Source organism: Planococcus dechangensis, from assembly GCF_042654465.1.
GTDB classification, from domain to species: domain Bacteria; phylum Bacillota; class Bacilli; order Bacillales_A; family Planococcaceae; genus Planococcus; species Planococcus dechangensis.
This window is the reverse complement of the sequence record NZ_JBHSGL010000015.1, coordinates 199,278-225,971: the sequence shown is the minus strand read 5'-3', so window position 1 is coordinate 225,971 and position 26,694 is coordinate 199,278. Positions and strand designations below refer to the sequence as shown.

Below are 26,694 nucleotides of genomic sequence, written 5' to 3'. Positions count from 1 at the left end.
TCAGCCCCGCTCCAGCATCGCTTCAATTTCCCGGTATACCCCATCGGAATCTTTCAATTCCAACTCGTCCACATAACGCCGTTCAGCCTGTAGATAGCGCTGGATTCTTGCTTTATCCTGAAGCACACGGCAAGCAAATTCGAGTGCATCTGCCCCTTCAGGCACGATGAATACGAGGCCCATCTCATCGAGCAGCCGGAGATTGATCTGTTCTTGCCCCGGCAATGTGCCGGACACGAAAATCGGGATTTGTTTGCGCAAAGCTTCCGACACTGTCACTCCACCCGGTTTCGAGATGATGGCATCCGCCCATTCGTAAAGCGCGTTCATTTCTTGTTTGGATGAAATATACGGATAGGCTTCGGCAAAATCGCCTTCAAGCCGCATGACCTGGTGGAATAACGCTTCATTGGCGCCACACAGCACTTTGATGCGGCAGTCCAATTTTTTCTGCCCGCTAGCCAGCATGTCGGACATATTCCCAAGGCCGATGCTGCCACCTGACATCAAAATCCGGTAGGGCGGCGTTGCGAGTTCCTTATCTGCTTGCCTGGCGGATTCGAATTGCCGGCTGATGGGAATTCCAGTGACGAATATATGGCTTCCCTCAATGCCGTATTTGGAAGAAAGTTTATTTTTAATCACACGGCTCGGCACGAAATGATAATCGATATGGCTGCACCCCCACACATCGTTGATGAAAAAGTCCGTATAAATATTGAGCGCCGGCACATCGCAAATACCCATCTCTTTTAGGCGGTTGATGAAATAAGACGGAAAACCATGTGTACAAATAATCAAATCCGGCTTTTCGATCGCCAGAATCTCTTGCATCTTTTTCATGAATAAAGTTTCGTACGTTTTATGGGGCCGCTCTCTTTTGCTGCGGTAGGCGAGTTTGCGGTATGTCCAAGCATAGGTTTCCGGAAAATAGCGGATCCATTGCAAATAAGCCTTCACGATGCCGCCTTCGACCACTTGATTCCATTCACTGAGCATATCCACTTTCTTGCATTCGATATCCCGGGAATTTGCATAAATGCTTTCGCAAATTGCATCCGCCACCTGATGATGTCCCGACGGCATGCTTTTGAACAAAGGAAACAACAGGACCTTCTTCATTCCATCCCCTCCAGCACAAGATCTGTCTCCACACACCCGCTCGCTCGGCATAGAAAAGGATAATCCTGCACATAGCCGTTGTGGATCATCGTCCTGCCCGAGGCAATCAAATCGCGCGGCGTGACAAGAGACGAGGGTTTGTCCGCCACCCAAATATTCCCGGCCGCCAAAGCTTCCGCGACAAATTGCGAACAGAAATAAGCGTCTGTTCGCTTGGAATGATAATTCAACACCACCGCCAGCAAACCGCTGAAATTATATTTGAACAAATCCTGCTCCCGCTCCATCTTTTGCACGTACTGCCAAACTTTGCCGTAGCTTTCTTCAGACAGCTCCCATTTGTACACCGCACAATCGGCCTGCTGAAAAAGATTGTCCGTGACATCTTCTTTCACAAACCCGCTAAATGCCTCTCCAGCTTGTTTCCTGCCGAAACTAAAGCTGTACATTTGGCTCAAATCCTTTGAAAAAGAAAGCGAGACATGGCTAAATGGATAGCGCGTATAGCTCTTGATCAATTTTGCCCAGCTGGTTTTCGTATCGGTAAACACAAGATAAACTTCCATCATCCCACCTCCTCGGCATACAGCCCTTACCATTCCCCCCACCTGAAGCTAAAACTTCAATCGGATGCCTGTCCGCTGCCAGTTGACAACAGCGGCTTGCAATAAATAAGGAATTTCATATTGTTTCTGGAAATGCGGTTGAAAAGACAGGAAGCTCTATAATTTTTCTTAATTTTCTGCAATTTTATATTTCAATTATAGTCTATAGGGCTCAAAAAAAGAATCCACAATGTCCAGGAGATTTTATTCATGACGAAAAAAGATCAAACAGAACATTACCCTGCCAAAATGGAATGCTATACTACATAAAAAACAACGGATAGGAGCTGATGGAATATGGCTGGATTTCTCCCCCGTATATATGATGCGGCCATGAAACCGCTGGAAAAAACGCGTTTCGAAAAAATCCGCGCCGGTCTTGTCCGCAAAGCTCAAGGGCGCGTGCTTGAAATTGGCTTTGGCACAGGCGCAAACTTCCGCTATTACACGAATGCCGAACGGGTCGATGCGATCGAACCGAATCCGGACATGAGCAAGCAAGCCGACAAACGCATCAAAAAATCCCGGACGCCGATTGATACGTATGAGGCGATAGCGGAAGAACTGCCGTTTGCTGACAACAGCTTTGATACAGTCGTCGCGACTTTAGTGTTTTGCACGATTCCGGATCCCGTGAAAGCACTTGAGGAAATCCGGAGGACCAGTAAACCGGGCGCGCAGATTCTGCTGTTCGAACACGTCAAAATGGATCAACCGCTGATGGGGAAAACTCAGGAAGCCTTAACGCCGGTTTGGAAAAAACTGTGCGACGGCTGTCATTTGAACCGCGACACGCTGGAGCTTGTAAAACAATCGGGATTGGATGTGCAGAAGGTCAGCTCCCATTATGGCGGGCTTTTTCTGACCATTGAATGCCGCAACCCGTCGTGAACAATACGAATGCCCTCAATGAAATCGGCTCATTTCATTGAGGGCATTGTTTTTTCTATTCACTTGAATTATAACGGCTGAATCGCGTTCGCCACAGCACTCGCAGTTTAAGAATAAAATTGCCAGATGATCAGTATAGCAATCAGAATAAATGTATTGAGGATGGATACAAAATATAACAGCTTCTGCGGTTTTGTTAAGCTGTCTTTTCTCCAGTTCACGATTAGCAAGGCTGCAAAGACCAGACTAGCAGCCGTCAGTGCATAATTTAAATAGATATGGAGCACAATTTCGCTATAGGCGCGAGCATAATTATTGAGCATCCTTGCCACAAGCACAATGACATTGATCAGTATGGCGACGGCTGATAAATTCAATAAATAATGCCATTTGGCACTCGCGGACAGCGAGCGTTTTTTCCGTTTCCTCCACGCAAACCCGATCGTGAAGACGACGGCAGAAATGAAGAAATATAATGTGCAAATCAGGACTATTATCAAATAAGCCATAAGCAGCGGCATGCTTTTATCCGTCGGCAAATAATCGGCAATGGAGGTAGAAATTTGTGTCACTTCGCCATCTTCCATTTGGAAATAAAGCGTATTAATGGGGATAAACAGATGATTGTCATCACTCAATTTATAGACATAGGGGCTTGTCTGAATATATGCAGCCGGTACGCCCCCCATGCTGATGGTAATTTCATCCGGATTGGTGGAACGGACAGTCAACGAAGTCAAATAATAATAGACATTCAAAAATCCACTGTGCGTCCGGCGGGCAGTCAGAAATGTGCCTTCTACCTCTTGTGAATCCGGCAAATTCTCCGCTATAACCGGCTCTGCCTCTCCCACCAATTCTTTCACCAAGCCATAAGAAAGATCCGATTCTCCCGCTTGGTTGGTTAACACAATAATAGCGAAATTTTCTTCCGGCACTACATGGAAATTGCTCGAAAAAGAAATCGTGTTTCCGCCATGAGTGACTCCCCGAAACTTCCCGTCGTATTCCCAAAATCCATGGGCTATGCCTGGTACGTCTTCATTTACAGAGTAACTTGTCGATAACATCTCATCCAAGCTAGCGTCCTCTTCAAACAAACTGGAATCCCCATCCTGTTCCGCCATAAGCGCTAGCGCAAATTGGGCCAAGTCCTCGGCTGTGCCATTTATGGAACCACTCGGATACATGGAGACATAAAACGGCGTAGATTGTGCAAATGTCGATGGTTCCGACAATTCGTAGCCTGTTGCCTTATTTTGAACAACGGATTGCTTTTTTTCAATCGGTAAATAGGCTGTCGAATTCTCGATGCCCAGATTGGAAAAAATATTCTCTGAGACATATTCATAGAATTCCTGCCCGGTTACTTGTTCAACGATGTACGCAGCCAGTGAAGTAGAATAATTCGAGTAGGCTACAACTTCTCCCGGCCGGTACGCTTGCTCCGGTTCAGCAAGTCGAAGCCCTTCAACGAGCGAGGTCACACGTTCTTCAGTCGGATAACCGAGATCAAAAATATAATCTTCAAAGCCGGCAGTATGGTTCATCAAATGCAGGATCGTGATGGGGTCATCGTATTTCAGTTTTGTTAAAAAGTCTTCGGGCAGATAGCTTTGTATGTCTGTATCCAAATCGATTTTGCCTCGTTCCACCAATTGCATGACGGCGGTCCAAACAAACAATTTGCTGATGGACCCCCATTCAAAAACCGTAGTAGCAGATTCAACTGGGATTTCATTTTCAATATCGGCATAACCATAGCCTTTTGACAAAACAATTTCATTGTCTTTGACGACCACGATGCTGGCACCTGCTACAGTTTGATTGATATAGCCATCGACATAATCATCCACGAAATTCTCCAAGTCCTGTATTGCAATTCCTGATGGCGTTGTGTGTTCTTCAGCCAAGGAATAGACTGGAAACAATAAAGACGAAACCAATAACAAGACAATCACCAAAAGCTTTTTCATAGAGCTCCTCCTAACGACTCGATTTCCTGAATCGGCTTATGGATAAATGAACACTGCGGGGGGCATGTGAGCTTTCACAAATGCTTGATCGCCTCTTGCTGAAGGTGTCAGCGCTGTGTTTTCCACCTATCTTTTGACTACCCGGCACAATAAGTAAATAGTATCATTAACAAGTTCTGGAATATAGAGCAATTGTTTTTTTCTGACCATCGACTGCCGCAACCTGCAATGAACAGTGCAAGGTCAAAAAAAAGCCCCCCGCGCAACTTGCACGGTGGGCCCTTTTCGTTTTACACAGCCACTTTCGTTGAAAACTGGCTATTGTACAGCTCGGCATAAAAGCCGTCTTTGTCGAGCAGCTGTTGATGCGTGCCTTGCTCAATGACTTTCCCTTGGTCCATCACTAGAATCAAGTCGGCATCCTTGATCGTCGACAAGCGATGCGCGATGACAAAACTCGTGCGGCCCGCCATCAAACGATTCATCGCCTGCTGGATAAAAATCTCCGTCCGCGTATCGACGCTCGATGTCGCTTCGTCCAAAATCATCATCGGCGGATCGGCCAGTATGGCACGGGCGATGGTCAATAATTGCTTTTGCCCTTGTGAGATGTTCGACACTTCCTGGTTCAACACCGTATCGTAGCCGTCCGGCAAAGTACGGATAAAGAAATCAGCGTGTGCCGCATTTGCTGCCGCACGGATTTCCTCTTCGCTGGCGCCGGGTTTGCCGTAGCTGATATTGTCGCGAATGGTGCCGTTAAAGAGCCACGTATCCTGCAACACCATGCCGAAGTTCTGGCGCAGTTCATGGCGTGCCATTTCCCGCGAATCCAAGCCGTCGATGGTGATGCGACCGCCTTTCAGTTCATAGAAGCGCATCAATAAATTGATCAATGTCGTCTTTCCGGCACCGGTCGGACCGACAATAGCGACCGTTTGGCCCGGCTGGACGTCGATGTTCATGTTTTCGATGAGCAAGTCGTCACCGTAGCCAAAGTCGACATTTTCAAATGTCACCGCGCCTTTCGCACGTGCCAACACAGACGTCGTCACGGCCTCCACTTCTTCTTGTTCATCCAGCAGTTCAAACACACGCTCTGCTGCTGCTATAGTCGACTGGATGATGTTGGCGATGTTCGCCGTCTGGGTGATCGGCTGCGTAAACTGTTTGGAATAAGTGATGAACGCCTGGATATCACCGATAGAGATGGCGCGCTGGATGACCAGCACCCCGCCGACGATGCTGATCAGTACATAGCTCAAGTTGCCGATCAAGGTCATCACCGGCATGATGATCCCCGAGATGAATTGGGCTTTGCGCCCAGCATTATACAATTCATCATTGACGACATCGAATTGTTCGTTGGATTTGGCTTCGTGGCCGAACGCCTTGACCACTTGATGGCCCGTATACATTTCTTCGACGTGGCCATTGAGGCGGCCGAGATTTTTTTGCTGGCTGCTGAAGTATTTTTGGGACTTTTTCAAAATCGGCCCGATGACAAACAGCGACAGCGGCAAGGACACAAGCGCAATCAAGGTCAGCAAAGGACTGATCGTCAGCATCATCACCAGAATCCCAACGAGCGTCACGATCGATGTGATAAATTGCGTCAAGCTTTGCTGCAGCGTACTGCCGATCGTGTCGATGTCATTGGTCATACGGCTTAAGGTTTCACCGTTGGGCCGGCCGTCAAAGTACTCGAGTGGCAATTTCTCCAGTTTTTTATTGACGTCTTGGCGCATATCATAGACCGTGTCCTGCGCCACCGTCGACATCATATACTGCTGGATATAGCTGAACACGCTGCTGAACACATACAGTCCGGCAAGCACCGCGAGAATCTGGCCGATGACGCCAAAATCGACGCCGCCGCCCGGAACTCCCTGCAATTGGCCGTATGCCCCTTCGAACAATTCGGTGATCGCCATCCCCATGATTTTCGGCCCGATGATGGCGAATACCGTACTGAGAATCGCGACCACAAATACTGCCGCCAGTCTTTTCCGGCGTGGTTTTAAATAAGATACGAGACGGCGGAACGTGCCTTTGAAATCTTTCGCTTTTTCCGCCGGCATGCTCGCACCCAGGCGAGGAGGACCCATCTGGCTCATGCGATCTCCTCCTCTGACAATTGGGATAGCGCAATTTCACGGTACACTTCATTGGATTCCAACAGTTCTTCGTGTGTGCCCATGCCGACCACTTGGCCCTTTTCCAATACGAGGATGCGGTCTGCGTCGACAACTGTGCTGACGCGTTGTGCGACCAATAGCACTGTCGCGTTTTTTGTTTCATCTTTCAGCGCCTTGCGCAGCTTGGCGTCGGTTTTAAAGTCGAGCGCTGAAAAGCTGTCGTCGAAAATATAGACATCCGGCTTGCGGATCAAGGCGCGTGCTATCGACAAGCGCTGCTTCTGGCCGCCGGATAAATTCGATCCGCCCTGCTCGATCTCCGCCGCGTAGCCGCCGTCGATTTGATCGATGAACTCGGTAGCTTGCGCTATGCGCGCCGCATGGTCGAGTTCCGTTTGGCTGGCATCTTGTTTGCCGAAGCGGATATTGTCCGCAATCGTGCCGGTAAACAGCATCGATTTCTGCGGCACAAAGCCGATTTTCGACCGTACTTCCTGTTGCGGTGCCTGCCGGATATCGACGCCGTTGACGCGGATCGTGCCGCTGCTCACTTCGTAAAAGCGCGGCACCAAATTGACGAGCGTCGACTTGCCGGAACCCGTCCCACCGATCAAGGCCGTAATTTCCCCAGGTTTCGCCGTAAAGCTGATATTCGACAGTGCCGGTTCTTCAGCACCTGGATAATAGAACGTCACATCATCAAACTCCAATGTGCCGCGTGTGCGATCCGCTTTTTTCGTTCCATTGTCTTGAAACGCCGGATGCATATCGAGCACTTCGTTGATGCGCCTCGCCGATACCGCCGCGCGCGGCACCATGACGAACATGAACGACGCCATGACCAGCGCAAACATGATCATCATGACGTATTGGATAAACGCCATCAAATCCCCGATCTGCATCGCTCCGTTGTTGATGCGGATGCCGCCGAACCAAATGACGGCGACGACGGTCATGTTCATGACGAGCATCATCACTGGCATTAAAAACGCCATCACTTTATTGACTTTAATGGAGACGTCCGCCAAATCGCGGTTGGCTTTTTGGAGACGCGCCTTTTCCTGTGACTCGCGGTTAAACGCCCGGATAACACGGATGCCGGTCAAGTTTTCCCGGACGACCAAGTTCAATCCGTCCAGCTGCTTTTGCACTTGCTGGAACAAAGGCATGCCGTATTTTAAGATCAATAGGATCGACACTGCCAGTATCGGCATCGCGCCGATGATCACCAAGGACAACTGCGCATCTTTGGAGACGGCCAAAATCACCCCGCCGACGAGCATGATCGGTGCGCTAATGACCATGCGTAGCATCATGATGACCACTTGCTGCACTTGCGTAATGTCGTTCGTCGTACGTGTGATGAGCGACGCGGTCCCCACTTCATCGAATTCCTGAAGCGAAAATTCCCCCACATGCTTGAACACTTTCTGGCGCAAATCGCGCCCCATGCCCATCGCCGCTTTCGCCGAATAATAACTGGCAAACACCGCCGCGGCTGCGCCGATTGCCGACACCAATAGCATCCAAACGCCAATCTCCCAAATATACGGGATATTCCCCTGTACGACGCCATTGTCGATAATATCAGCCATCAAGGTCGGCAAAAACAGCTCCGCGATCGATTGCCCGAACACCAATGCGACGACGCCGAGCACGATCCATTTATAGGGACTGAGGTTTTTTAAAATCTTAATCATATTGCTGCCCCCTCTAAATTAATGCGAAATCACTATATAAATTGCTGTTGACTTCGGATAAACCAAACCGTATTTTCGGAATTTCTGCAAGCGGCGGCATCTGCCGTTTAGATGATTTTTTTTCGCAAAAAAAGTTGTTTAGATAATTTTTAAGCTACTCCGATTAGGGCGGTGCGTCAATTTTGAAGCACCGCTTCAACTGCCTGTGAAACCGCTGTTTTGTTGTGCTATTTCAAGCCTCGCATAGAACTGCCCTAAAATGGTCGAAAGGAACGAGGTGGAAAAATCTGGTTCGGGGTATAGACAACAAAAGGAGGAGTTTCCATGAACGTGCCTGACAATCGACAAGCAAAACTATTCTCAACGGAATTCACCAAAAACCCTTACCCGGTCTATTCACGACTGCGCGAGGAAGATGCCGTGCACCAAGTACGATTTCCGGATGGCCAAAGCGGCTGGCTGGTGACGCGTTATGCGGATGCCGAAGCGGTGCTGAAAGATCCGCGCTTCATCAAAGATTTTTCAAAATTATTCGGCGGCAGCATGGATCAAATGAGCGTCTTTACGCAAAACATGTTGTTTTCCGATCCGCCTGACCATAAACGCCTAAGAGCTCTCGCCCAACAAGCTTTCACCCCGAAAATGATCGAAGGCATGCGGCCGCGCATCCAGCAAATCACCGATAAATTGCTTGGCGAAATGGACGGGAAACCCGCAGCCAACTTGATTGATGAATTCGCCTTTCCGCTTCCGATCATCGTCATTTGCGAAATTTTAGGCGTGCCGTCTGAAGACCGCGACAAGTTTCGCATGTGGTCGAATTCACTCATCGAAGGAACAAGCGGCGAAGCAGGTGTCAGCGTCTACGAGCATATGAATGAATTCATCCGCTACCTCGGCGAGTGGTTTGCGAAAGTCCGCCAATCGCCTGGCGATGATTTGATCAGCCGCTTGATCAGAGCAGAAGAATCAGGCGACCGGATGACCGAGAAAGAATTATACGGCCTCGTCTCGCTACTGATCATCGCAGGACACGAAACGACGGTGAACTTGATCGGCAATACAGTGCTCGCGCTGTTAGAACATCCCGAGCATCAGCAATTACTATGCGAAAGCCCCGACTTGATCCCACAAGCTATCGAAGAATCGCTGCGCTTTAATGGCCCTGTCGAATTCAGCACCTCGAGATGGGCAGCAGAAGACTTGGAGTTCAGCAAAAAAACAATTCAAAAAGACGATTTGGTCGTCGTAGCTTTGAACGCTGCCAATCACGATCCCGAACAATTCGATAACCCGGAACTGTTCGATATTCATCGTGAAAAAAGCCCTCACCTTGCGTTCGGTAAAGGCATCCATTTCTGTCTCGGCGCCCCTCTTGCCAGGCTCGAAGCCCAAATTGCGATCGACGGGCTATTCAAGAGATTTCCAAGCATATCGCTCGCTGTCGACGACAGTGAGCTGGAGTGGCGGCCGGGGATGATTGTTCGAGGCGTCAGGGAAATCCCCGTAAATCTCGTGGAATAACAAAGAGCCGGCATATGAGCCGGCTCTTTTTTCGTGGGGTTCATTCCGTTTGGCACAGCCAGAAACAAAGTCGGCTCATCCCGTACATATAAAACAGGTCGAAGTTTTTTAAACAGTCACAATGCATCAATTAGAATACGACGAATTTCTTATAACTCCTTTTAACACAAAACTAGTGGTTTACAAGAATAGGCGGAGAATGCCCTTAAAATCTTGGTAGAAAGGTAATTTCCTAAACACAAATATGAGTAGGACAAATTTACTTTTCTAAAAAATTTGAATTTATTTCATAGTCCGAAGTATATATATCAATAAAATACTAATAGTCCAATATTATTATTTTCAGAATATTTGTAGTATTGTTGTTTATTTAATATTAATATTACAAACATTGGGATAGAAATAGTTACTAAGGAGGTGCGAAGGAAAGACTACAGCTATCTCGGCGGCGGATTCAACCAAATCTATTAAAAAGGGGCACACATAAATGCAGCAGAAGTATAAGAAGCTTTCGGCTTACACCCTGGTTTCCTTATTGGCAGTTTCATCGTTCGGAGGACAAGGGTTTGCAAACACTGCTACCTCCTCCTCACCAGCGACCTTGCATCTTGATGACAAGGCAACTGCATTAGAAGAACTGGCAGTCATTGTTGAACTGGACGAGGAATCGATTTTACAAGCAAAACATAAAGGAAAAAGCCAAAGCGAACAATTTTTAAGTAAAGAGCGCGACCGGGTTTTGGCACAATTAGAGAAAAAAGGGGCTTCGGTTGAACTGCTCCAGGAATACGATACCGTGTTCTCGGGCTTCTCAATCGAAATTGACTCCAGCGATATCCAGACATTGGCAAACATCGAAGGCGTCAAAGCCATTTACTCGAACCAGGCATACGAAGTGACACCGTTCGATGCGGAGTCGATCGACCCGGAACTTTACAGCCCCCAAATGTTGGACAGCGCACCGTTTATCGGCTCCGATGATGCTTGGGCAGCTGGCTACACAGGCGAAGGCGTGACGGTCGCTGTTCTTGATACGGGCGTAGATTATACGCACCCAGATCTCGCACATGCATTCGGCGACTACAAAGGCTGGGATTTTGTCGATAACGACAATGATCCGCAAGAAACACCTACCGGCGACCCGCGCGGCGCTTCCACGAACCATGGATCCCACGTAGCAGGCACCATTGCTGCTAACGGGCAGATCAAAGGCGTAGCACCGGATGCAACACTTCTTGCTTACCGCGTGCTTGGCCCAGGCGGCAGAGGCACGACTGCAGGCGTCATCGCGGGCATTGAACGTGCCGTAACAGACGGCGCGGACGTCATGAACTTGTCCCTTGGGGCAGCAGTAAATGACCCGGATTATGCGACAAGCATCGCACTTGATACAGCGATGGCTGACGGCGTCGTAGCTGTGACGTCCAACGGCAACAGCGGCCCGAACAACTGGACAGTCGGCTCTCCGGGAACTTCCCGCGAAGCGATTTCAGTAGGGGCTACACAACTTCCTTACAATTTGTTCAGTGCAGATCTTTTCACTTCTGAAGGCGTCTCGTATCCTTCAGTCGAAACGATGGGCTTCCCGAACGAAGAGGCGCTTCTTGCCTTGAATGAAGGCGAGTTCGAGTTTGTTCATGTCGGACTTGGCGGAGCAGCAGACTTTGCCGGTAAAGACCTGACAGGCAAAATCGCCTTGATCTCACGCGGCGAATTCGCTTTTGTCGATAAAGTGGAAAATGCGAAAAAAGCTGGCGCGACAGGCGTCATTATGTACAATAACGTAGCTGGCGAAGTGCCGAACGTACCTGGCCTTGCGCTTCCAACAGTCCGCGCGACACTGGCAGACGGCCAGAAATTGCTTGCGGAATTGGCAGCTGGAAACAACACGGTTTCATTTGATATCGAGTTCGACAAAGAAGTCGGCGAAACGATGGCGAGCTTCTCCTCCCGCGGCCCAGTTATGGACACATGGATGATCAAGCCTGACGTGTCTGCACCTGGCGTGGCAATCGTCTCGACAGTCCCGACGCATAACCCGGCAAACCCGCACGGCTATGCTTCATTGCAAGGAACATCGATGTCAGCACCGCACGTAGCCGGAGCTGCAGCATTAATCCTACAGGCGCATCCTGATTGGGGCGTTGACTTTGTCAAAGCATCATTAATGAACACAGCAGAAAACTTGTACGATGCAGATGGCAATTTGTATCCGCATAACTCACAAGGCGCTGGAAGCATCCGCGTTCTCGATGCCATCAACACTCAAACTCTTGCTACTCCTGGCAGCCACTCTTTCGGCATCTTCGAAAAAGATGACGAAAAAGAAGTCAAACGCCAGAAATTCACGGTCCATAACTTGTCGGATGAGCGCAAACGCTACTCCATCAAATTCACAGGTCACGAAGGCATCAAAGTCCAAACGAGCAACAATCTTCAAGTGCAGCCAGGACGTACGCAAGATTTGAACTTCAGTGTTCAAGTCGATGCAAGCAACCTGGAGCCGGGCTACTATGAAGGCACATTCCTTCTGAGCGACGGCACGCAAACGATCGAAGTCCCGACCATCTTGTTTGTTCAACAACCTGATTATCCATTGATCAACACGATCACGCTTGGCCTATCAGGCGGCAACTTGGTCGGCAACGTGAACTTGCCGGCTGGCGCAGACCATTTTGAAGTGCGCATCCGCAATGCAGATACAGGCGCGTTGCTTTCTACAACTGCACAAGCCACTGACCTGCCGCGCGGCTTGCATGCATTCTCATGGGACATGAAGATTGATGGAGCGGCACTAACACCAGGCCGCTACCAGATCAATGCCTATGCGAAACAAGGCATTAGAGATATCGAGTTTTCAGGCGGCGTATTGACAATCAACGCCGAATAATATTCAAAGTAAAAGACGGAGGAAATTCCTCCGTCTTTTTTGTGTGGGAAAACTCCTAGTGAATTGTGTGGTGCACAGGGGCGGTTTCAAGCCCTATCCCCTGTCTCACGCGCTTCTAACCGTTCGAATTGTCTGGTGCACAGGGACACACCGTACGATCGATTCAAGTGAACGAATATACCGTTTGCGACTTGAATTCCTTTTCTGCGTTCAAGATTGAAGTAGGGAAATGCGGATGATTGACGGAATCCGGCAAGCTTTGTGTTTCGAGGCAGAGCCCGAGCTGGTTTTGTGCTGTAACGCCTTTGAATGCATACGGGCCGCCTATATGATTGGCGGTGTATAAGACCACCGCCGGTTCTGTCGTTTCGATCTGCAAACTGCGCCCGCTTCCCTCGTCTTTAAGCTTGATCACAGGCTGGGCTTCTTTATCCAATAGAAACGGATGGTCATAGCCGCCGCCGACCAGTTTAATTTGTGGGTGCCCAGAATCTTTCCCTTCACGGATCGTTCTGCCATCGCGGAAATCAAACAGCGGATCTTCTTCTACCGGCACGAGTTTACCCGTCGGCAGCATGTCTTCGTTTAACTCTGCGTACTGGCTGCTCGGGATGGTTAGTTGATGATCCACAATTGCCCGCTTGAAATCCCCGCTCAAATTGAAGTAGGAATGGTTGGTGACATTTAGCAAGGTCGTCTTGTCGGATTTCGCAGAATAGGAAATCGCCAATTGATTGTCATCGTTTTTCACTATGTAGCAGACCGTCATCGTCAAGTTGCCGGGAAACCCTTCTTCCCCGTCCGGGCTGAAATGGGTAAATTCTATGATCGACTCGCTTTCGGTTTCGATCATATTCGCTTTCCAGACAGCTGAGTGAAAGCCACCGGGGCCGCCGTGCAAATGCTGGCCATCGGAATTCTTGGCGAGCTGATAATCCGTTCCTTCTATTGTAAAAGCACCTTCTTGGATGCGGCCGGCAAAACGCCCGACGACGGCGCCGAAATAATGCGGATTGCTTCCGTACTCTTCCAATGTGTCGAAGCCAAGTACAACATTCTCCAGTTTTCCGGCGTGGTCTGGCGCCAGGATTTCCGTGATGATGCAGCCGTAGTCGAGACAAGAGACTTGAAATCCTTTGTCATTCGTCAATGTATAGCGTGTGATATTGTGGCCATTGATCTGGCCGAATGCTTGTTCAGTAACTGCCATCTTGTTTATCACCCTTCCAATTTTCATATTACCTCGCATAACCCATTAGCTTTACGTCAGTTCAAAAACGTCCACCAGCAGGAGCGTCACTGCGCCGATTAATGTGGCATCGTCGCCAAGCTTGGTGATTTCCACTTTCGTCCGGCTTGCCGATTGGGTCAACGCAGACGCTCGAATCGTTTCACGGATCGCCGGCAGGATGAATTGCTGTGCTTTGGAAACTCCGCCGCCGAGAACGATTTTTTCCGGATTGATGATATGGATCAGATTGGTCAGCCCGACGCCCATGGCTCTTCCGGCTTGTGTGAGAACCTCGATGCATGATTCATTGCCGCCTAGCGCTTGTTCGAAGACTTGTTCCGCACTCAGTGATTCCGCTGTTTTCTCGCTGATGTTCCGTGCGATTGCCGGTCCGGCGACAAAGGTTTGCAGACAGCCGCGGTTGCCGCATTCGCACACCTGCCCGTGCAGATCGATCGTCATATGGCCGATTTCACCGGCGATATCGGAGGAGCCGTGGTACAACTTTCCGCCGATGATCATCCCTGCACCCACGCCACGCCCGATATTGACCGCAAGCATACTCTCCAGTTCCCCGTGATCGCCGAACCAGAACTCACCAAGCGCCATGGCGCGTGCATCGTTCTCCACTTTCACTTCCAGGCCGAACGCGTTCTCAAGCTCTTCTTTAATCGGAATATCGGCAAGCCCCAAATTCGGTGCGACCAGTGATACGCCGGTCTCGACATCCACCACGCCGTGCATGGCGACACCGATGCCGATGACGTCTTTGCCTGCCGTTTTCACGAGACACTCTTGGATGCAGCTTTTCAAGGCATCAAGGAATTTTCCGTTATCGGTCGGCAATTGCAATTGTGTTTCGGATCTTTCGAGCACTTTTCCGGAAAGATCCGCCACGATGCATTCGATCGAATCCGGTCCGGCATCCACTCCCAGTATGCAGAAAGCGTCGTTATTGATGACCAGCATCGTCGGTTTGCGGCCGCCTTGAGACTGGCCGATATCGCTTTCTTCGACAATGTTCTGGTCGATCAATTCTTTTACATTGCTGCTCACTGTCGGGCGGGTCAAGTTGGTCTCACGCGCAATCTGCGCCCTGGAGATCGGCCCTTGCGTTCTGATTTTGTTGAGGATGATCGATTTGTTCATCGATTTCATCCATTGAAAGCTGCCTTGGCGCATGGTGATTCCCCCGTTTTTAAAGTTTTCAGTTTCTTTATTGAATAGTTTAACAAAATACCATATACTTATGTTAATTAAATTAATTTACAAAGTATTGGAGGTACATGATGACGCAGCCAAATTTGTTACAAAACTTTCAGGATATCTTTCAGACCACTGAAACACCGCGTTCTTTTTTTGCGCCCGGCCGCATCAATCTGATCGGTGAACATACCGATTACAACGGCGGCCATGTGTTTCCAGCCGCTATTTCACTCGGCACCTACGCGATTGCCCGAAAGCGCACCGACCAATCATTGCGTTTTTATTCGATCAATTTCCCGGATGCCGGCATCATTGAATGTCCACTTGGCGATTTGTCGTTTAATCCCGATCACGACTGGGCGAACTTCCCGAAAGGCATGATCCAGATGTTTCTTCAAAATGGTTTTTCGATTCCTACTGGGATGGATATCCTGTTCTACGGAGACATTCCGAACGGCGCCGGCCTCTCCTCTTCCGCTTCCATTGAAATGGCGACAGGCGTTGTCTTAGAAGAGCTGTTCGGTTTGGAAATCGACCGCGTGCAGATGATCCGCCTGGGGCAGAAAGTCGAGAATGACTATATCGGCGTCAATAGCGGCATAATGGATCAATTCGCCATCGGCAAAGGCAAAAAAGACCATGCGATGCTGCTCGATTGCCAAACGCTGGAATTCCATTACGCGCCAGTCAAATTGAACGGTTATGAAATCGTCATCATCAATTCCAATAAACAGAGGACGCTTGCCGCATCCAAATACAACGAACGCCGCAGCGAATGCGAACAGGCTTTGGCGGATTTGCAGAAAGAATTGCCGATCAACAGCCTCGGTGAATTGACCGGCGAACAATTCGAACAGCACAAGCATTTGATTGCCAACGACATCAACCGGAAACGCGCCAAGCACGCTGTCTACGAAAATGAACGGACCGTACAGGCGCTTAACGAATTGCAGCAAGGCCATATCGAAGCGTTCGGTAACTTAATGAACGCATCGCACGTCTCGCTCCGTGACGATTATGAAGTTACCGGTGCAGAGCTTGATAAAATCGCGGAAACGGCATGGGACCATCCCGGTGTCATTGGCGCGCGCATGACCGGTGCGGGATTCGGCGGCTGTGCAATCGCTATCGTTCAGCAGTCGCAAATCGATCGGTTCAAAGAAACGCTGACAGCAACCTATAGCAAAAACTTCGGCTATCCCCCATCGTTTTATGAGACGAAAATTTCGGACGGGGCAAAAGAGCTTGTAGAGGAGTGGCAATTATGAGTGTATTGGTATTAGGCGGAGCAGGATACATTGGTTCACACGCTGTCTATCAATTGATTGAACAAGGCGAAAGCGTGGTAGTGGTCGATAATTTGGAAACCGGTCACCGCAAAGCGGTCCACCCTGAAGCTATATTTTATCAAGGTGATATCCGCAACGCTGATTTTTTGAACGAAGTGTTCGAAAAGGAAGCGATCAGCGAAGTGGTGCATTTTGCCGCCAACTCCCTGGTGGGTGAATCGATGGAAAATCCCATCAAGTATTTTGATAACAATGTCTACGGCACGCAAGTGTTGCTCAAGGCGATGATCGATCACGATGTGAAAAAAATCGTCTTCTCTTCCACAGCGGCTACTTACGGCGAGCCGGAAGCGGTGCCGATCACAGAAACAATGCCGACGAATCCTGGCAATGCTTACGGGGAAACCAAGCTAACGATGGAAAAAATGATGAAATGGACAGCATTGGCACACGGCTTGAAGTTTGTTTCTTTGCGCTACTTCAATGTAGCCGGAGCACGCGAAACGGCTGAAATCGGTGAAGACCACCGCCCTGAATCCCATCTCGTCCCGCTTATTTTGCAAACAGCGCTCGGGCAGCGAGCTGAAATTACGGTATTCGGCGATGATTACAACACGCCCGACGGAACGTGCATCCGTGATTATGTCCATGTCGAAGACTTAATCCGTGCCCACCTATTGGCGCTCGATTATTTGAAACAAGGTGGCGAAAGCGACATCTTCAACCTCGGCAGCAGCCAAGGGTTTTCCGTCAATGAAATGATCTCCGCTGCGCGAGCTGTCACCGGAAAAGAAATCCCAGTAAAAGTGGGGCCTCGCAGAGCAGGCGACCCAAGTGTCCTGATTGCCAGTTCAGATAAAGCAAGAAAAGTCTTGGGCTGGAATCCGGATTTCACTTCTGTCACCAAAATCATAGAAGATGCATGGAACTGGCATTCAGCGAATCCAAACGGCTATGAAAAGGAAGTGTAAGGATGATTCACAAACAGCTGACAGGACTTATTCATAAAGCTCTTGAAGCGCAATTGATCGAAGCGGCGGATACCGATTACGTTCGCAACCAGGTGATGCATCTGCTCGGTTTGGAATCGTTTCCTGAAGAAACGATGGAACCGGCAGACGACACGATCCCCAACCTGCTGGAACACTTGATTTCCTATGCCGTCGAGCAAGGTGTGATCAATGATATTTTGGATGACAAAGAAATGCTGTCGGCCAACATCATGAATTGCTTTGTAGCCCGCCCTTCTGTCATCAACGCGGTATTTAATGAAAAATATGCGGAGTCACCGATTGCCGCAACCGATTATTTTTACGAATTGAGCAAGAACAGCAATTATATCCAAATGAACCGGATTCAAAAAAATATCTCCTATAAGTCGGACAGCCCGTATGGCCAGATGGACATCACCATCAATTTGTCGAAACCTGAAAAAGACCCCGAGCAAATTAGGAGAGAGCGCGAGATGAAACAAACGCTCGCCTATCCGAAATGTCTGTTATGCAAGGAAAACGAGGGGTATGTCGGACGAATCGGCTACCCGGCACGGGCCAACCACCGCGTCATCAAGATCCCGCTTACCGGCGAAAACTGGTATTTCCAATATTCGCCTTACGTTTATTACAACGAGCATAGCATCTTGCTTTCCGAAGAACACCGCGACATGAAAATCAATCGCATTGGGTTTGAACGGCTGCTCCGATTTACTGAACGTTTTCCACATTATTTTGTCGGTTCGAATGCCGATTTGCCAATTGTCGGCGGCTCCATCCTCAGCCACGACCATTACCAGGCCGGCCGGTATGAATTTGCCATGACACGGGCGGAAGATGCGTTTTCATTCAACTTGGATTCGTTCCCGGACATCCGGGCATCCGTCGTCAAATGGCCGATGTCCGTCATTCGTTTAACTGGCGCAAACATAGATAATTTGGTGGATGCTGCCGATGAAATTTTGCAGACATGGAAGAATTATTCGGATGAGATGGCGGACGTTATCGCCTTTACCGGTGATACACCACACAACACCATCACCCCGATCGCCAGGAGACGCGGCGAACTGTTTGAAATCGATTTGGTGTTGAGAAACAATCGTACGACAGCACAACATCCTGCCGGAATTTTTCATCCTCATGCAGATGCCCACCACATCAAAAAAGAAAACATCGGCTTGATCGAAGTGATGGGTCTGGCGGTGCTGCCGCCTCGCTTGAAAGGTGAACTGGAAGAAATCCAGGAGTTCCTGCTGGGCAACAAAGACAGCGTGGAACCTACGCATCGCGAGTGGGCTGAGCAACTAAAAGCACAATACGGTCCCCTCTCTTTACGCGTTGAGGCACAAGCAATCCTGCGCGAAGAACTGGGCAAAAAATTCGTACGGATACTGGAAGACGCCGGCGTACTAAAAGAAGCTGACGCTTTCAAGCGATTTATCCATGCAGTCAATGAGCACCAAGCAAAAACTGTTTAATCACGATTGAATCAATGCACGCACACACATGGGAGGGATTTATATGGCAGGCTTGAATTTGATGAATATCCGAAAAGAATACGAAAAAGGGGTCGTATCCGTTCAGGACTTTAATCTGGAAATCCGCGACAAAGAGTTTCTCGTGCTTGTCGGCCCTTCAGGCTGCGGCAAATCGACGACGCTGCGGATGATCGCAGGTCTGGAAGAAATCACGGATGGCGATCTTTATATTGGCGACAAACGAGTCAACGATGTCTCGCCGAAAGATCGCGATATCGCGATGGTGTTCCAAAACTATGCACTATATCCTCATATGAGTGTTTACGACAATATGGCATTCAGCTTGAAGCTGCGCAAAATGAAAAAAGATGAAATCAAAACACGCGTGGCAAATGCTTCGAGCATCCTGGGGCTTGATGATTATCTGGACCGTAAACCGAAAGCGCTGTCTGGCGGCCAGCGCCAACGTGTCGCACTTGGACGCGCAATTGTCCGCGATGCCGAAGTGTTTCTGATGGATGAACCTTTATCCAACCTCGATGCCAAATTGCGTGTACAGATGCGCACCGAGATTCAAAAGCTGCATCGACGCCTGCAAACGACAACTGTCTATGTTACGCACGATCAAACTGAAGCGATGACCATGGCGACGCGCCTTGTCGTTATGAAAGACGGCTTTATCCAGCAAGTCGGATCGCCGAAAGAAGTGTACGATAAACCGGATAATATGTTTGTCGGCGGTTTTATCGGTTCGCCGTCCATGAACTTCCTGCGCGGGAAAATCGTTGGGGATTCATTCATGATGGAGGACGTGAAAGTGCTCGTTCCGGAAGCGAAGCTATCGATACTGCGCGAACAAGGGTATGTGGACAAGGAAATCGTCTTGGGCATCCGCCCGGAAGACATTCACGATGAGCCCCTGTTCCTCGAGCATTCCCCACACACGAAACTTCGCGCATTTGTCGAAGTTGCGGAATTGATGGGTTCAGAAATCGTCTTGTACTCAAAAGTGAACGAACAGGACTTTGTCGCTCGAGTGGATGCTCGCTTTAATGTTGAATCGGGTCAGACCATCGACATGGCGTTCGATATGAACAAAGCCCATTTCTTCGACATCGAATCGGAATTGCGGATTAAATAAAAGGAAACCCGGCCGATATGATGGCCGGGTTTTTCTCGGTTTTAACACTCGAGAGTCGTGGTTTTCCGAAGCTTACCACTCGCTTTCCGTGGGCTCGCGTTCAAGCCTCCTCATAAGCTACGCTTCTTGCGGGGTCTCGTCCGTCTCGCTGATCCACTGGAGTCGAGTGGACGCTTCTCCAAACCACTTAAATATCTCACTCAGATTAAGATTGAGTAAAATATCTACCTCACGCAATTTAAAAAGCTTTGTTTATTCTATTCAATACTCCACAAAAGTTCCCACCAATAAAAACCCATGCACCCGCCCCCCACCGTTGGATTGATTTCCAACAGCGGACGCTGTGCATGGGTTTTTGTTTGTTTCTATTATATGTTCTTATACTTTCGCTAAGATGAAGACGCCTTTTGCTTCGAGTTCTACCGTGCCGCTCAATTGCTGAGCAGTCAGCAGTTCTTGATACTGGCTATCTTTCAAGTCGATCGATTCTACTTTGTTGTTGTGATTCAATACGAACAAATAAGTCTGTCCGTCTTTGACGCGTTCTGTCGTTTCGACGCCTTCTGGTACCGAAAGCAAGGGCTCGACGCCTGCTTCTTCGCATACGGTTTGCAGGAAATCGACCAAGAACTCTGCGTCCGGGCTTGATGCCACGTACCAGGCTTTTCCTTTGCCGAATTCGTTGACGGTGAGCACCGGCATGCCTTGATAGAAATCAGAGCCGTATTCAGCAACTGCTTGTGCGCCTTCTGTGTGGATCAAGTCGAACAGCAAATTGCAGGAATAGCTGCCGCTCAAGCTTCCGCGCGATCCGTTCACAACGATTTCATTCGTTTCGTCTGGATGCAGCGCGTCGATTTCCTCTGCCCAAATACCGAGCACTTTGCGCAATTCGCCTGGATAGCCGCCGAGAGTGACGATATCCGTTTCGTTGACAATGCCACTAAAGAACGTCGTGATGAACGTGCCGCCGTTTTCGACGAACCGCTCGACTTTCGCTGCGTAGCCTTCTTTGACCATATAAAGGACCGGTGCGATGACGACGTCGTATTGGCTCAAGTCTTCTTCGACACCGATCATATCGACTTGGACATTCAATTTATACAGCGCGTCGTAATATTTATGGACTTCATTGACATAATCCAATGACACGGATGGCCCGCTCGACAACTCTGTCGCCCAGCGATTTTCCCAGTCGAAAACAATCGCCACTTTGGCGTTGACCCGCGCATCGAGCAAAGTATCGCCCAACTGGTTGAACTCACTGCCGATTTGCGCCACTTCGTTGAAGACACGCGTATTTTCGTGGCCGACGTGTTCAATAACCGCTCCGTGGTATTTCTCGCAAGCCCCGACCGAACGGCGCAGCTGGAAATACAGGATCGTATCTGCCCCGCGGCCGATCGCCTGATAGCTCCATAAGCGCATGACGCCTGGGCGTTTCAAGGAATTGTACGGCTGCCAGTTTTGCTGGCTCGGCGTCTGCTCCATCAGCATGAACGGCTGCCCGCTCTTCAATCCGCGCATCAAATCGTGCGTCATCGCCGTATAGCTGAACGGCGTATCAATCGCCGGGTAATTGTCCCACGACACAACGTCCATTTCTTTCGCCCATTTGAAATAATCGAGCATCGGGTAGGTGCCCATCAAGTTCGTCGTGATCGGAATGTCCGGCGTATGCTTGCGGATCGCGTTGTATTCGAGCTTATAGCAATCGAGCAGGCTGTCCGACTGGAAGCGGCGGTAATCAAGAGAAATCCCTTGGAAGTCTGAGACATTGTCTTCGCGCTCTTCGCTCAGCATATTCGGCGCGACGATTTCGTCCCATTCGTAGAACGTGTGGCCCCAGAAGCCGGTATTCCAGGCTTTGTTCAACTTTTCAAGCGTGCCGTATTTATCGCTCAGCCAAACGCGGAAAGCGTCCTGGCAATTGTCGCAATAGCAATAGCCGCCGTATTCATTGGACACATGCCAGATTAACACTGCCGGATGGTCTTTGTAGCGCTCTGCCAGTTTATCAGCGATTTTCTCAGAATACTCGCGGTATGTCGGGCTGTTCGGGCACGAGTTGTGGCGGCTGCCGAATTTGCGTTTTCGGCCGTGGAAATCGACGCGCAACACATCCGGGTATTTTTTCGCCATCCATGCAGGATGCGCGGCGGTGCTTGTGGCGAGGCAGGTGTAAATGCCGTTTTCGTATAAGCGGTTGATTTTGTCGTCCAGCCATTCGAAATTATACGTATCTTCGTTCGGCTGATTGAGCGCCCATGAAAAGACGTTCAAGGTTGCGACGTCGATGCCCGCCAGTTTGAACATGCGTACATCTTCATCCCAGATTTCTTGTGAATCCCATTGTTCCGGGTTATAGTCCCCGCCGTGCCAAATCTTCGGCAATTTATCGTTGATCATTCCATTCCATCCCTTCTATAATAAGCATTGCTCAGCTTAGCTTCGGCTGATCCAGCAATTGGATTTGATCCGTCGTTGTCTGTTCCAGTTCCAATACGACGATTTCGTTGTGTTGTTTTTTCAATAATGGGCCTGGCAAGTATAGGCGTTGCTGCGGGCCGGCGGTGTTCCAGTAGCGCCCGAGGTTAAAACCGTTGATGAAGACATTGCCTTTCGTGAATCCGTGGGTGTCGACGTACGTATCCAAGCCTTCTTCAGCATCGAACGAGCCGCGGAAGAATTTCGGGAAGCGCGAGTCTTCTCCCGCTCCGTAGTTTTCCGGCAACTGCTCCATTTCCACTTTGAACATGTCCCAGTGGAAGAAATACTGTTCGCCGAGCCATAAATTATTAACCAAGCCTTTCGGGTCGGTCAGATGCTCTCCGTAATTGGCGCGCCCCATGTTTTCCACGAGAATTTCCAGCGTATTCACCGCTTCCGGGAAATCGAGTGTCAGCATTTTTTCCTCGTCGTTGATATACGTTGTCGCAGCGTGGCGGCCGTTGATGTAAATAAACCCACGGTCGCGGATATCTTTTGAGCTGACTTTCAGTTCGCCTCGCTGGTTGACGGTCGTCCGGTACAGCGTGTAGCCGTAAGCCTGCCCGATATCTTCCATTGACAGCGGCACAATATGCTCGACTTTCTCGCTGATCGTTTCCAAGACATCGAACAAACTGGCTGACTCGGTCAGCGTGACAGTTCCGTACGCTTTCGCAGAGACACTCTCCTCGAAATCGGCTGGTACTTCCCGATACTCGCGCAACACTTCTTTAACCGCCTTGTATTTCTCGGTGATCGCCCCGCCTTCTGTCAGCAAGCTGTCGTAATCGTAGCTGGTGATCGTCGGGTAATAGACATCGTAATGATTGGCACCGTTCATGAAGCCGAAGTTCGTGCCGCCGTGGAACATATAGAAATTGACCGATATGTTCTTTTCCATGATTTCCTTGAACACCGAAGCGACGTCGTCCCCGCTCCGTACGGTATGCTCCCCTGACCAATAATCAAACCAGCCGATCCAAAACTCAGTGACCATTTTCGGCGAACCCGGCTTGAAAGCTTCAAGCGCTTCGAACGATTCATCCACACGCGACCCGAAATTCAAAGTGGTCGTGACATCCGGCATCGAGCCTTGCGTGATAAAGTCTGGGCCGTCTGACGTGAACAAAAAGGTATCGAGTCCATGGTGTTCGTATTGTGCTTTAAAAAAATCAAGGTAAGCCGAATCATTGCCGTACGCACCGTATTCGTTTTCGATCTGCATGGCGATGACCGGGCCACCGTTTTGATACAGATGCTTAGTGAATTTCGGCAGCAATTCCGCAAAATAATCTTCCACATGCCCGAGAAAAGCCGGATCGCTGCTTCGCAATACCAAGTTTTTGTCTTTCATCAGCCAGGACGGCAAGCCGCCCATTTCCCACTCCGCGCAAATATACGGCGCCGGGCGCAGGATGACATATAGCCCCAGGCGATGCGAAAGCTCGATGAAGCCTTCGATATCTGCCATTCCCGAAAAGTGGAATTGGCCCTTTTTCGGTTCGTGGAAATTCCATGGAATATACGTTTCGACGGTATTCAGCCCGAGCGCTTTTAATTTTCGCAAGCGGTCTTCCCATTGTTCAGGCACGGTGCGGAAATAATGCATGCCACCCGATAAGATTTGGAATGGCTTTCCTTCAAAATAAAACGATTCATTTTTAGCAGTCAGCACATCGACGCCTCCTATGTATGATTCCGCAAGGCGTTTTAGCTTTGCGGAACTGTTCAGTTACACTCGCGTTAATTTATAAATAATAGAAGAAAAATCAGCAGGATGTTGGTTTTGGCGGTAGCGGTTGAGCTGAATGCCCGCTCCCATCAATTCATCCCCGTAAAACGTATCTTTGATTCCATCTATGGCGTATTCGAATTCCGGGTTGAGCCCTTTGAAGAATGCGCGTGCATAGCCAGGATTCGGTTCGGCCAGGACTTGGTAATAGCCGAATATCGCTTCGCTTTGGTCATCTGACACGACCATCCAGCTCGTCACGTTGCCGTCTTCTGCAAAGGGGCTTGCTAGCCGGTAAAATCGCCCTTGTTGGATGAGCGAACGATTTTCTTTGTAGAAAGCGATTTGCTCGGCAACGATGGCCTTGTCTGCATCGCTCATTTTCGTGACGTCCAGTTCATAGCCGAATGCACCAAAATACGCGACATCCGCTCGCGTCTTGAGGCTCGTGATGCGTCCCACTTGATGATTCGGCACTGCAGAGACATGCGCGCCCATTGAACTGATCGGGTACACCATCGATGTGCCGTATTGAATCTTCAAGCGCTCGACCGCATCGGTGTCATCACTCGTCCATCCTTGCGGCGCGTAATGGAGCATCCCTGGATCGAAGCGGCTGCCTCCTCCTGCACACGATTCAAACAAGACATCCGGAAAGTCCGAAGTCAATCGTTCGTACAAGGAATACACGCCAAGGATGTAGCGGTGTGCGACTTCACGCTGGCGGTTTGCCGGCAATTCCAATGAACCCACTTCTGTCATATAGCGGTTCATGTCCCATTTCACATAGGAAATCGGTGCATCGCGCAACACGCTGGCCACTAAGCTATGGATATAATCCACCACTTCCTGGCGGGAGAAATCCAACACGAGTTGATTGCGGCCGTGCGAACTTTTGCGATTCGGCACATGAATGATCCAATCCGGATGGGCTTTGTACAAGTCGCTTACTTTCGAGACCATTTCCGGTTCGAACCACAAACCGAACTTCATGCCCAAGTCGGCAATGTTTTTCGCCAATTGGCTGATGCCGCTCGGCAATTTGCGCTTGTCTTCAAACCAATCGCCGAGTGATGTCGTGTCCGCATCGCGCTTGCCGAACCAGCCATCGTCGAGGACGAACAACTCCACGCCCAATTCCTTGGATGACTTCGCTAGGTCCAAAATTTTCGTTTCGTCAAAATCAAAATATGTCGCTTCCCAGTTATTGATCAATACCGGGCGTTCCCGGTCGCGCCAAGTTCCACGCGCCAAACGGCTTCGATAAAGCTTGTGATAAGTCTGGCTCATATCGTTCAAGCCATCCGCTGAATAAACCATCACCACTTCCGGCGCCTGGAAACTTTCGCCGCTTTCCAATAGCCAATTAAAATCAAACGGGTTGATGCCGATCATTAATCGCGTCACGTCGTAATGGTCGACTTCCGCTTGCGCCAGGAAATTGCCGCTATAGACCAAACTTACGCCGTATACTTCGCCTTGATGTTCGGTGGTCGATGGGCGTTTCAACGCCAGAAACGGATTTTGCTGGGCACTGCTCGTGCCTCTCGTGCTGCTGATGCTTTGAAGGCCTGGCACCAATTTGCGGTTTTTGATATGGCGCTCCCTCACCCAGGCACCTGACAGCTGCACCATCTCGAAATCCGAATCCGGCAAGTCAATGCTCGCACTCATCGCTCTCGTCAAATTGACGTCCGACTCGCCGTGATTGATAAAGCGGGCGGAGCGTGTGATGGCGTTCAGTTGTTCAAAAACGCTATAGGACAGCTGAATCTCCACATCGATTGCTTCGTCGTATAGAGAAATCTCCAAGGTCGTGGCTTCTTCGTCATGCTCGACATAAGTCGCGGGCAATCCTTCTAGCTTCGTTTTGCCTTTGAAAATCTCGTGGCTTCGATAGACGAAATTCGTGATGCGGCTTCCGCCTTGTTGCAACACTTGGTACGCCGGCTCGCGGAAATCCGTTGTCCCGTAGGCCGGGTATTCCTGTTTGAGAATATCGAGCGAAAACACCAAATCGCCCTCATAGACGCATGCCGTATTCGGCATCTCCTCAATATGGAACAAACGTTCGAACGATTCCCGGTGGCGCAGCTTCTTGCCGTAATGCAGCTGGCCCAACTGACCGTTTTCTAGGATGCAGAAAATATAACTGGTCTTCTCGGTTTGCAGATGAAACTCACGTGTGGCGTCATTATATAAAATCGGCACAATTTACCTCCTACTTGAACTTTTAGAAGTTATGTTGATATTCCGCAAAGCAACTACGTTTTCGCGGCCACAAGATAT

At 49.5% G+C, this 26,694-nt stretch carries 17 protein-coding genes; 7 read left to right on the top strand and 10 right to left on the bottom strand.

Annotation, left to right across the window (positions count from 1 at the left end; all coding sequences use genetic code 11):
• Entirely contained in the window at positions 1-1,122 is a 1,122-nt protein-coding gene (locus ACFO5U_RS15390) for an MGDG synthase family glycosyltransferase (protein WP_377279967.1), read from the bottom strand.
• Positions 1,119-1,688: a hypothetical protein gene (locus tag ACFO5U_RS15385; RefSeq protein WP_377279966.1), complete on the bottom strand. Its 570-nt coding sequence runs from the start codon at positions 1,686-1,688 to the stop codon at positions 1,119-1,121. Before ACFO5U_RS15385 ends, ACFO5U_RS15390 begins: the two co-directional genes overlap by 4 nt.
• Before the next feature lie 336 nt (positions 1,689-2,024).
• Here ACFO5U_RS15385 and ACFO5U_RS15380 point away from each other — a divergent pair, with 336 nt between their 5' ends.
• The gene (locus ACFO5U_RS15380) at positions 2,025-2,618 is read left to right on the top strand and encodes a class I SAM-dependent methyltransferase (RefSeq protein ID WP_377279965.1); all 594 of its coding nucleotides are present in this window, start codon (positions 2,025-2,027) and stop codon (positions 2,616-2,618) included.
• Between the two features lie 107 nt (positions 2,619-2,725).
• Here ACFO5U_RS15380 and ACFO5U_RS15375 read toward each other — a convergent pair whose 3' ends face one another.
• The 3 genes from ACFO5U_RS15375 to ACFO5U_RS15365 form a co-directional block, all read right to left on the bottom strand.
• Complete coding sequence (locus ACFO5U_RS15375; RefSeq protein ID WP_377279964.1) at positions 2,726-4,594, bottom strand: serine hydrolase domain-containing protein; 1,869 nt, start codon at positions 4,592-4,594, stop codon at positions 2,726-2,728.
• 290 nt (positions 4,595-4,884) lie between these two features.
• On the bottom strand, positions 4,885-6,711 hold the full coding sequence (locus tag ACFO5U_RS15370; RefSeq protein WP_377279963.1) for an ABC transporter ATP-binding protein: 1,827 nt from the start codon (positions 6,709-6,711) through the stop codon (positions 4,885-4,887).
• Positions 6,708-8,432 (bottom strand): ABC transporter ATP-binding protein, encoded by a 1,725-nt coding sequence (locus ACFO5U_RS15365; RefSeq protein WP_377279962.1) that lies wholly within the window; start codon positions 8,430-8,432, stop codon positions 6,708-6,710. The genes ACFO5U_RS15370 and ACFO5U_RS15365 overlap by 4 nt, the downstream gene beginning before the upstream one ends.
• Positions 8,433-8,756: 324 nt before the next feature.
• Here ACFO5U_RS15365 and ACFO5U_RS15360 point away from each other — a divergent pair, with 324 nt between their 5' ends.
• The gene (locus ACFO5U_RS15360) at positions 8,757-9,956 is read left to right on the top strand and encodes a cytochrome P450 family protein (protein WP_377279961.1); all 1,200 of its coding nucleotides are present in this window, start codon (positions 8,757-8,759) and stop codon (positions 9,954-9,956) included.
• Positions 9,957-10,443: 487 nt separating this feature from the next.
• On the top strand, positions 10,444-12,846 hold the full coding sequence (locus ACFO5U_RS15355; RefSeq protein WP_377279960.1) for a S8 family serine peptidase: 2,403 nt from the start codon (positions 10,444-10,446) through the stop codon (positions 12,844-12,846).
• A 163-nt stretch (positions 12,847-13,009) separates the two neighbouring features.
• Here ACFO5U_RS15355 and ACFO5U_RS15350 read toward each other — a convergent pair whose 3' ends face one another.
• Positions 13,010-14,056: an aldose epimerase family protein gene (locus tag ACFO5U_RS15350; RefSeq protein WP_377279959.1), complete on the bottom strand. Its 1,047-nt coding sequence runs from the start codon at positions 14,054-14,056 to the stop codon at positions 13,010-13,012.
• Between the two features lie 51 nt (positions 14,057-14,107).
• Complete coding sequence (locus ACFO5U_RS15345) at positions 14,108-15,259, bottom strand: ROK family transcriptional regulator (RefSeq protein WP_377279958.1); 1,152 nt, start codon at positions 15,257-15,259, stop codon at positions 14,108-14,110.
• 104 nt (positions 15,260-15,363) lie between these two features.
• On the opposite strand from ACFO5U_RS15345, the gene ACFO5U_RS15340 reads away from it, so the two are divergent.
• The 4 genes from ACFO5U_RS15340 to ACFO5U_RS15325 are packed head-to-tail and all read left to right on the top strand — an operon-like array spanning position 15,364 to position 20,183.
• Positions 15,364-16,551, top strand: coding sequence for a galactokinase (locus tag ACFO5U_RS15340; RefSeq protein ID WP_377279957.1), 1,188 nt, complete (start codon positions 15,364-15,366; stop codon positions 16,549-16,551).
• Positions 16,548-17,543, top strand: coding sequence for a UDP-glucose 4-epimerase GalE (galE, locus tag ACFO5U_RS15335; RefSeq protein WP_377279956.1), 996 nt, complete (start codon positions 16,548-16,550; stop codon positions 17,541-17,543). Before ACFO5U_RS15340 ends, galE begins: the two co-directional genes overlap by 4 nt.
• Positions 17,544-17,545: 2 nt before the next feature.
• On the top strand, positions 17,546-19,042 hold the full coding sequence (gene galT / locus ACFO5U_RS15330) for a UDP-glucose--hexose-1-phosphate uridylyltransferase (RefSeq protein ID WP_377279955.1): 1,497 nt from the start codon (positions 17,546-17,548) through the stop codon (positions 19,040-19,042).
• Between the two features lie 43 nt (positions 19,043-19,085).
• Positions 19,086-20,183 (top strand): ABC transporter ATP-binding protein, encoded by a 1,098-nt coding sequence (locus tag ACFO5U_RS15325; RefSeq protein WP_377279954.1) that lies wholly within the window; start codon positions 19,086-19,088, stop codon positions 20,181-20,183.
• Between the two features lie 378 nt (positions 20,184-20,561).
• On the opposite strand, the gene ACFO5U_RS15320 is transcribed toward ACFO5U_RS15325, so the two are convergent.
• The 3 genes from ACFO5U_RS15320 to ACFO5U_RS15310 are packed head-to-tail and all read right to left on the bottom strand — an operon-like array spanning position 20,562 to position 26,616.
• Positions 20,562-22,592 carry a beta-galactosidase gene (locus ACFO5U_RS15320; RefSeq protein ID WP_377279953.1) on the bottom strand — a complete coding sequence of 677 codons (2,031 nt, stop codon included), beginning with the start codon at positions 22,590-22,592 and terminating at the stop codon, positions 20,562-20,564.
• Between the two features lie 31 nt (positions 22,593-22,623).
• On the bottom strand, positions 22,624-24,348 hold the full coding sequence (locus ACFO5U_RS15315; RefSeq protein ID WP_377279952.1) for a glycoside hydrolase family 35 protein: 1,725 nt from the start codon (positions 24,346-24,348) through the stop codon (positions 22,624-22,626).
• Between the two features lie 57 nt (positions 24,349-24,405).
• Positions 24,406-26,616, bottom strand: a complete 2,211-nt coding sequence (locus ACFO5U_RS15310; protein WP_377279951.1) for an alpha-galactosidase — start codon at positions 26,614-26,616, stop codon at positions 24,406-24,408.
• Positions 26,617-26,694 lie beyond the last annotated feature (78 nt).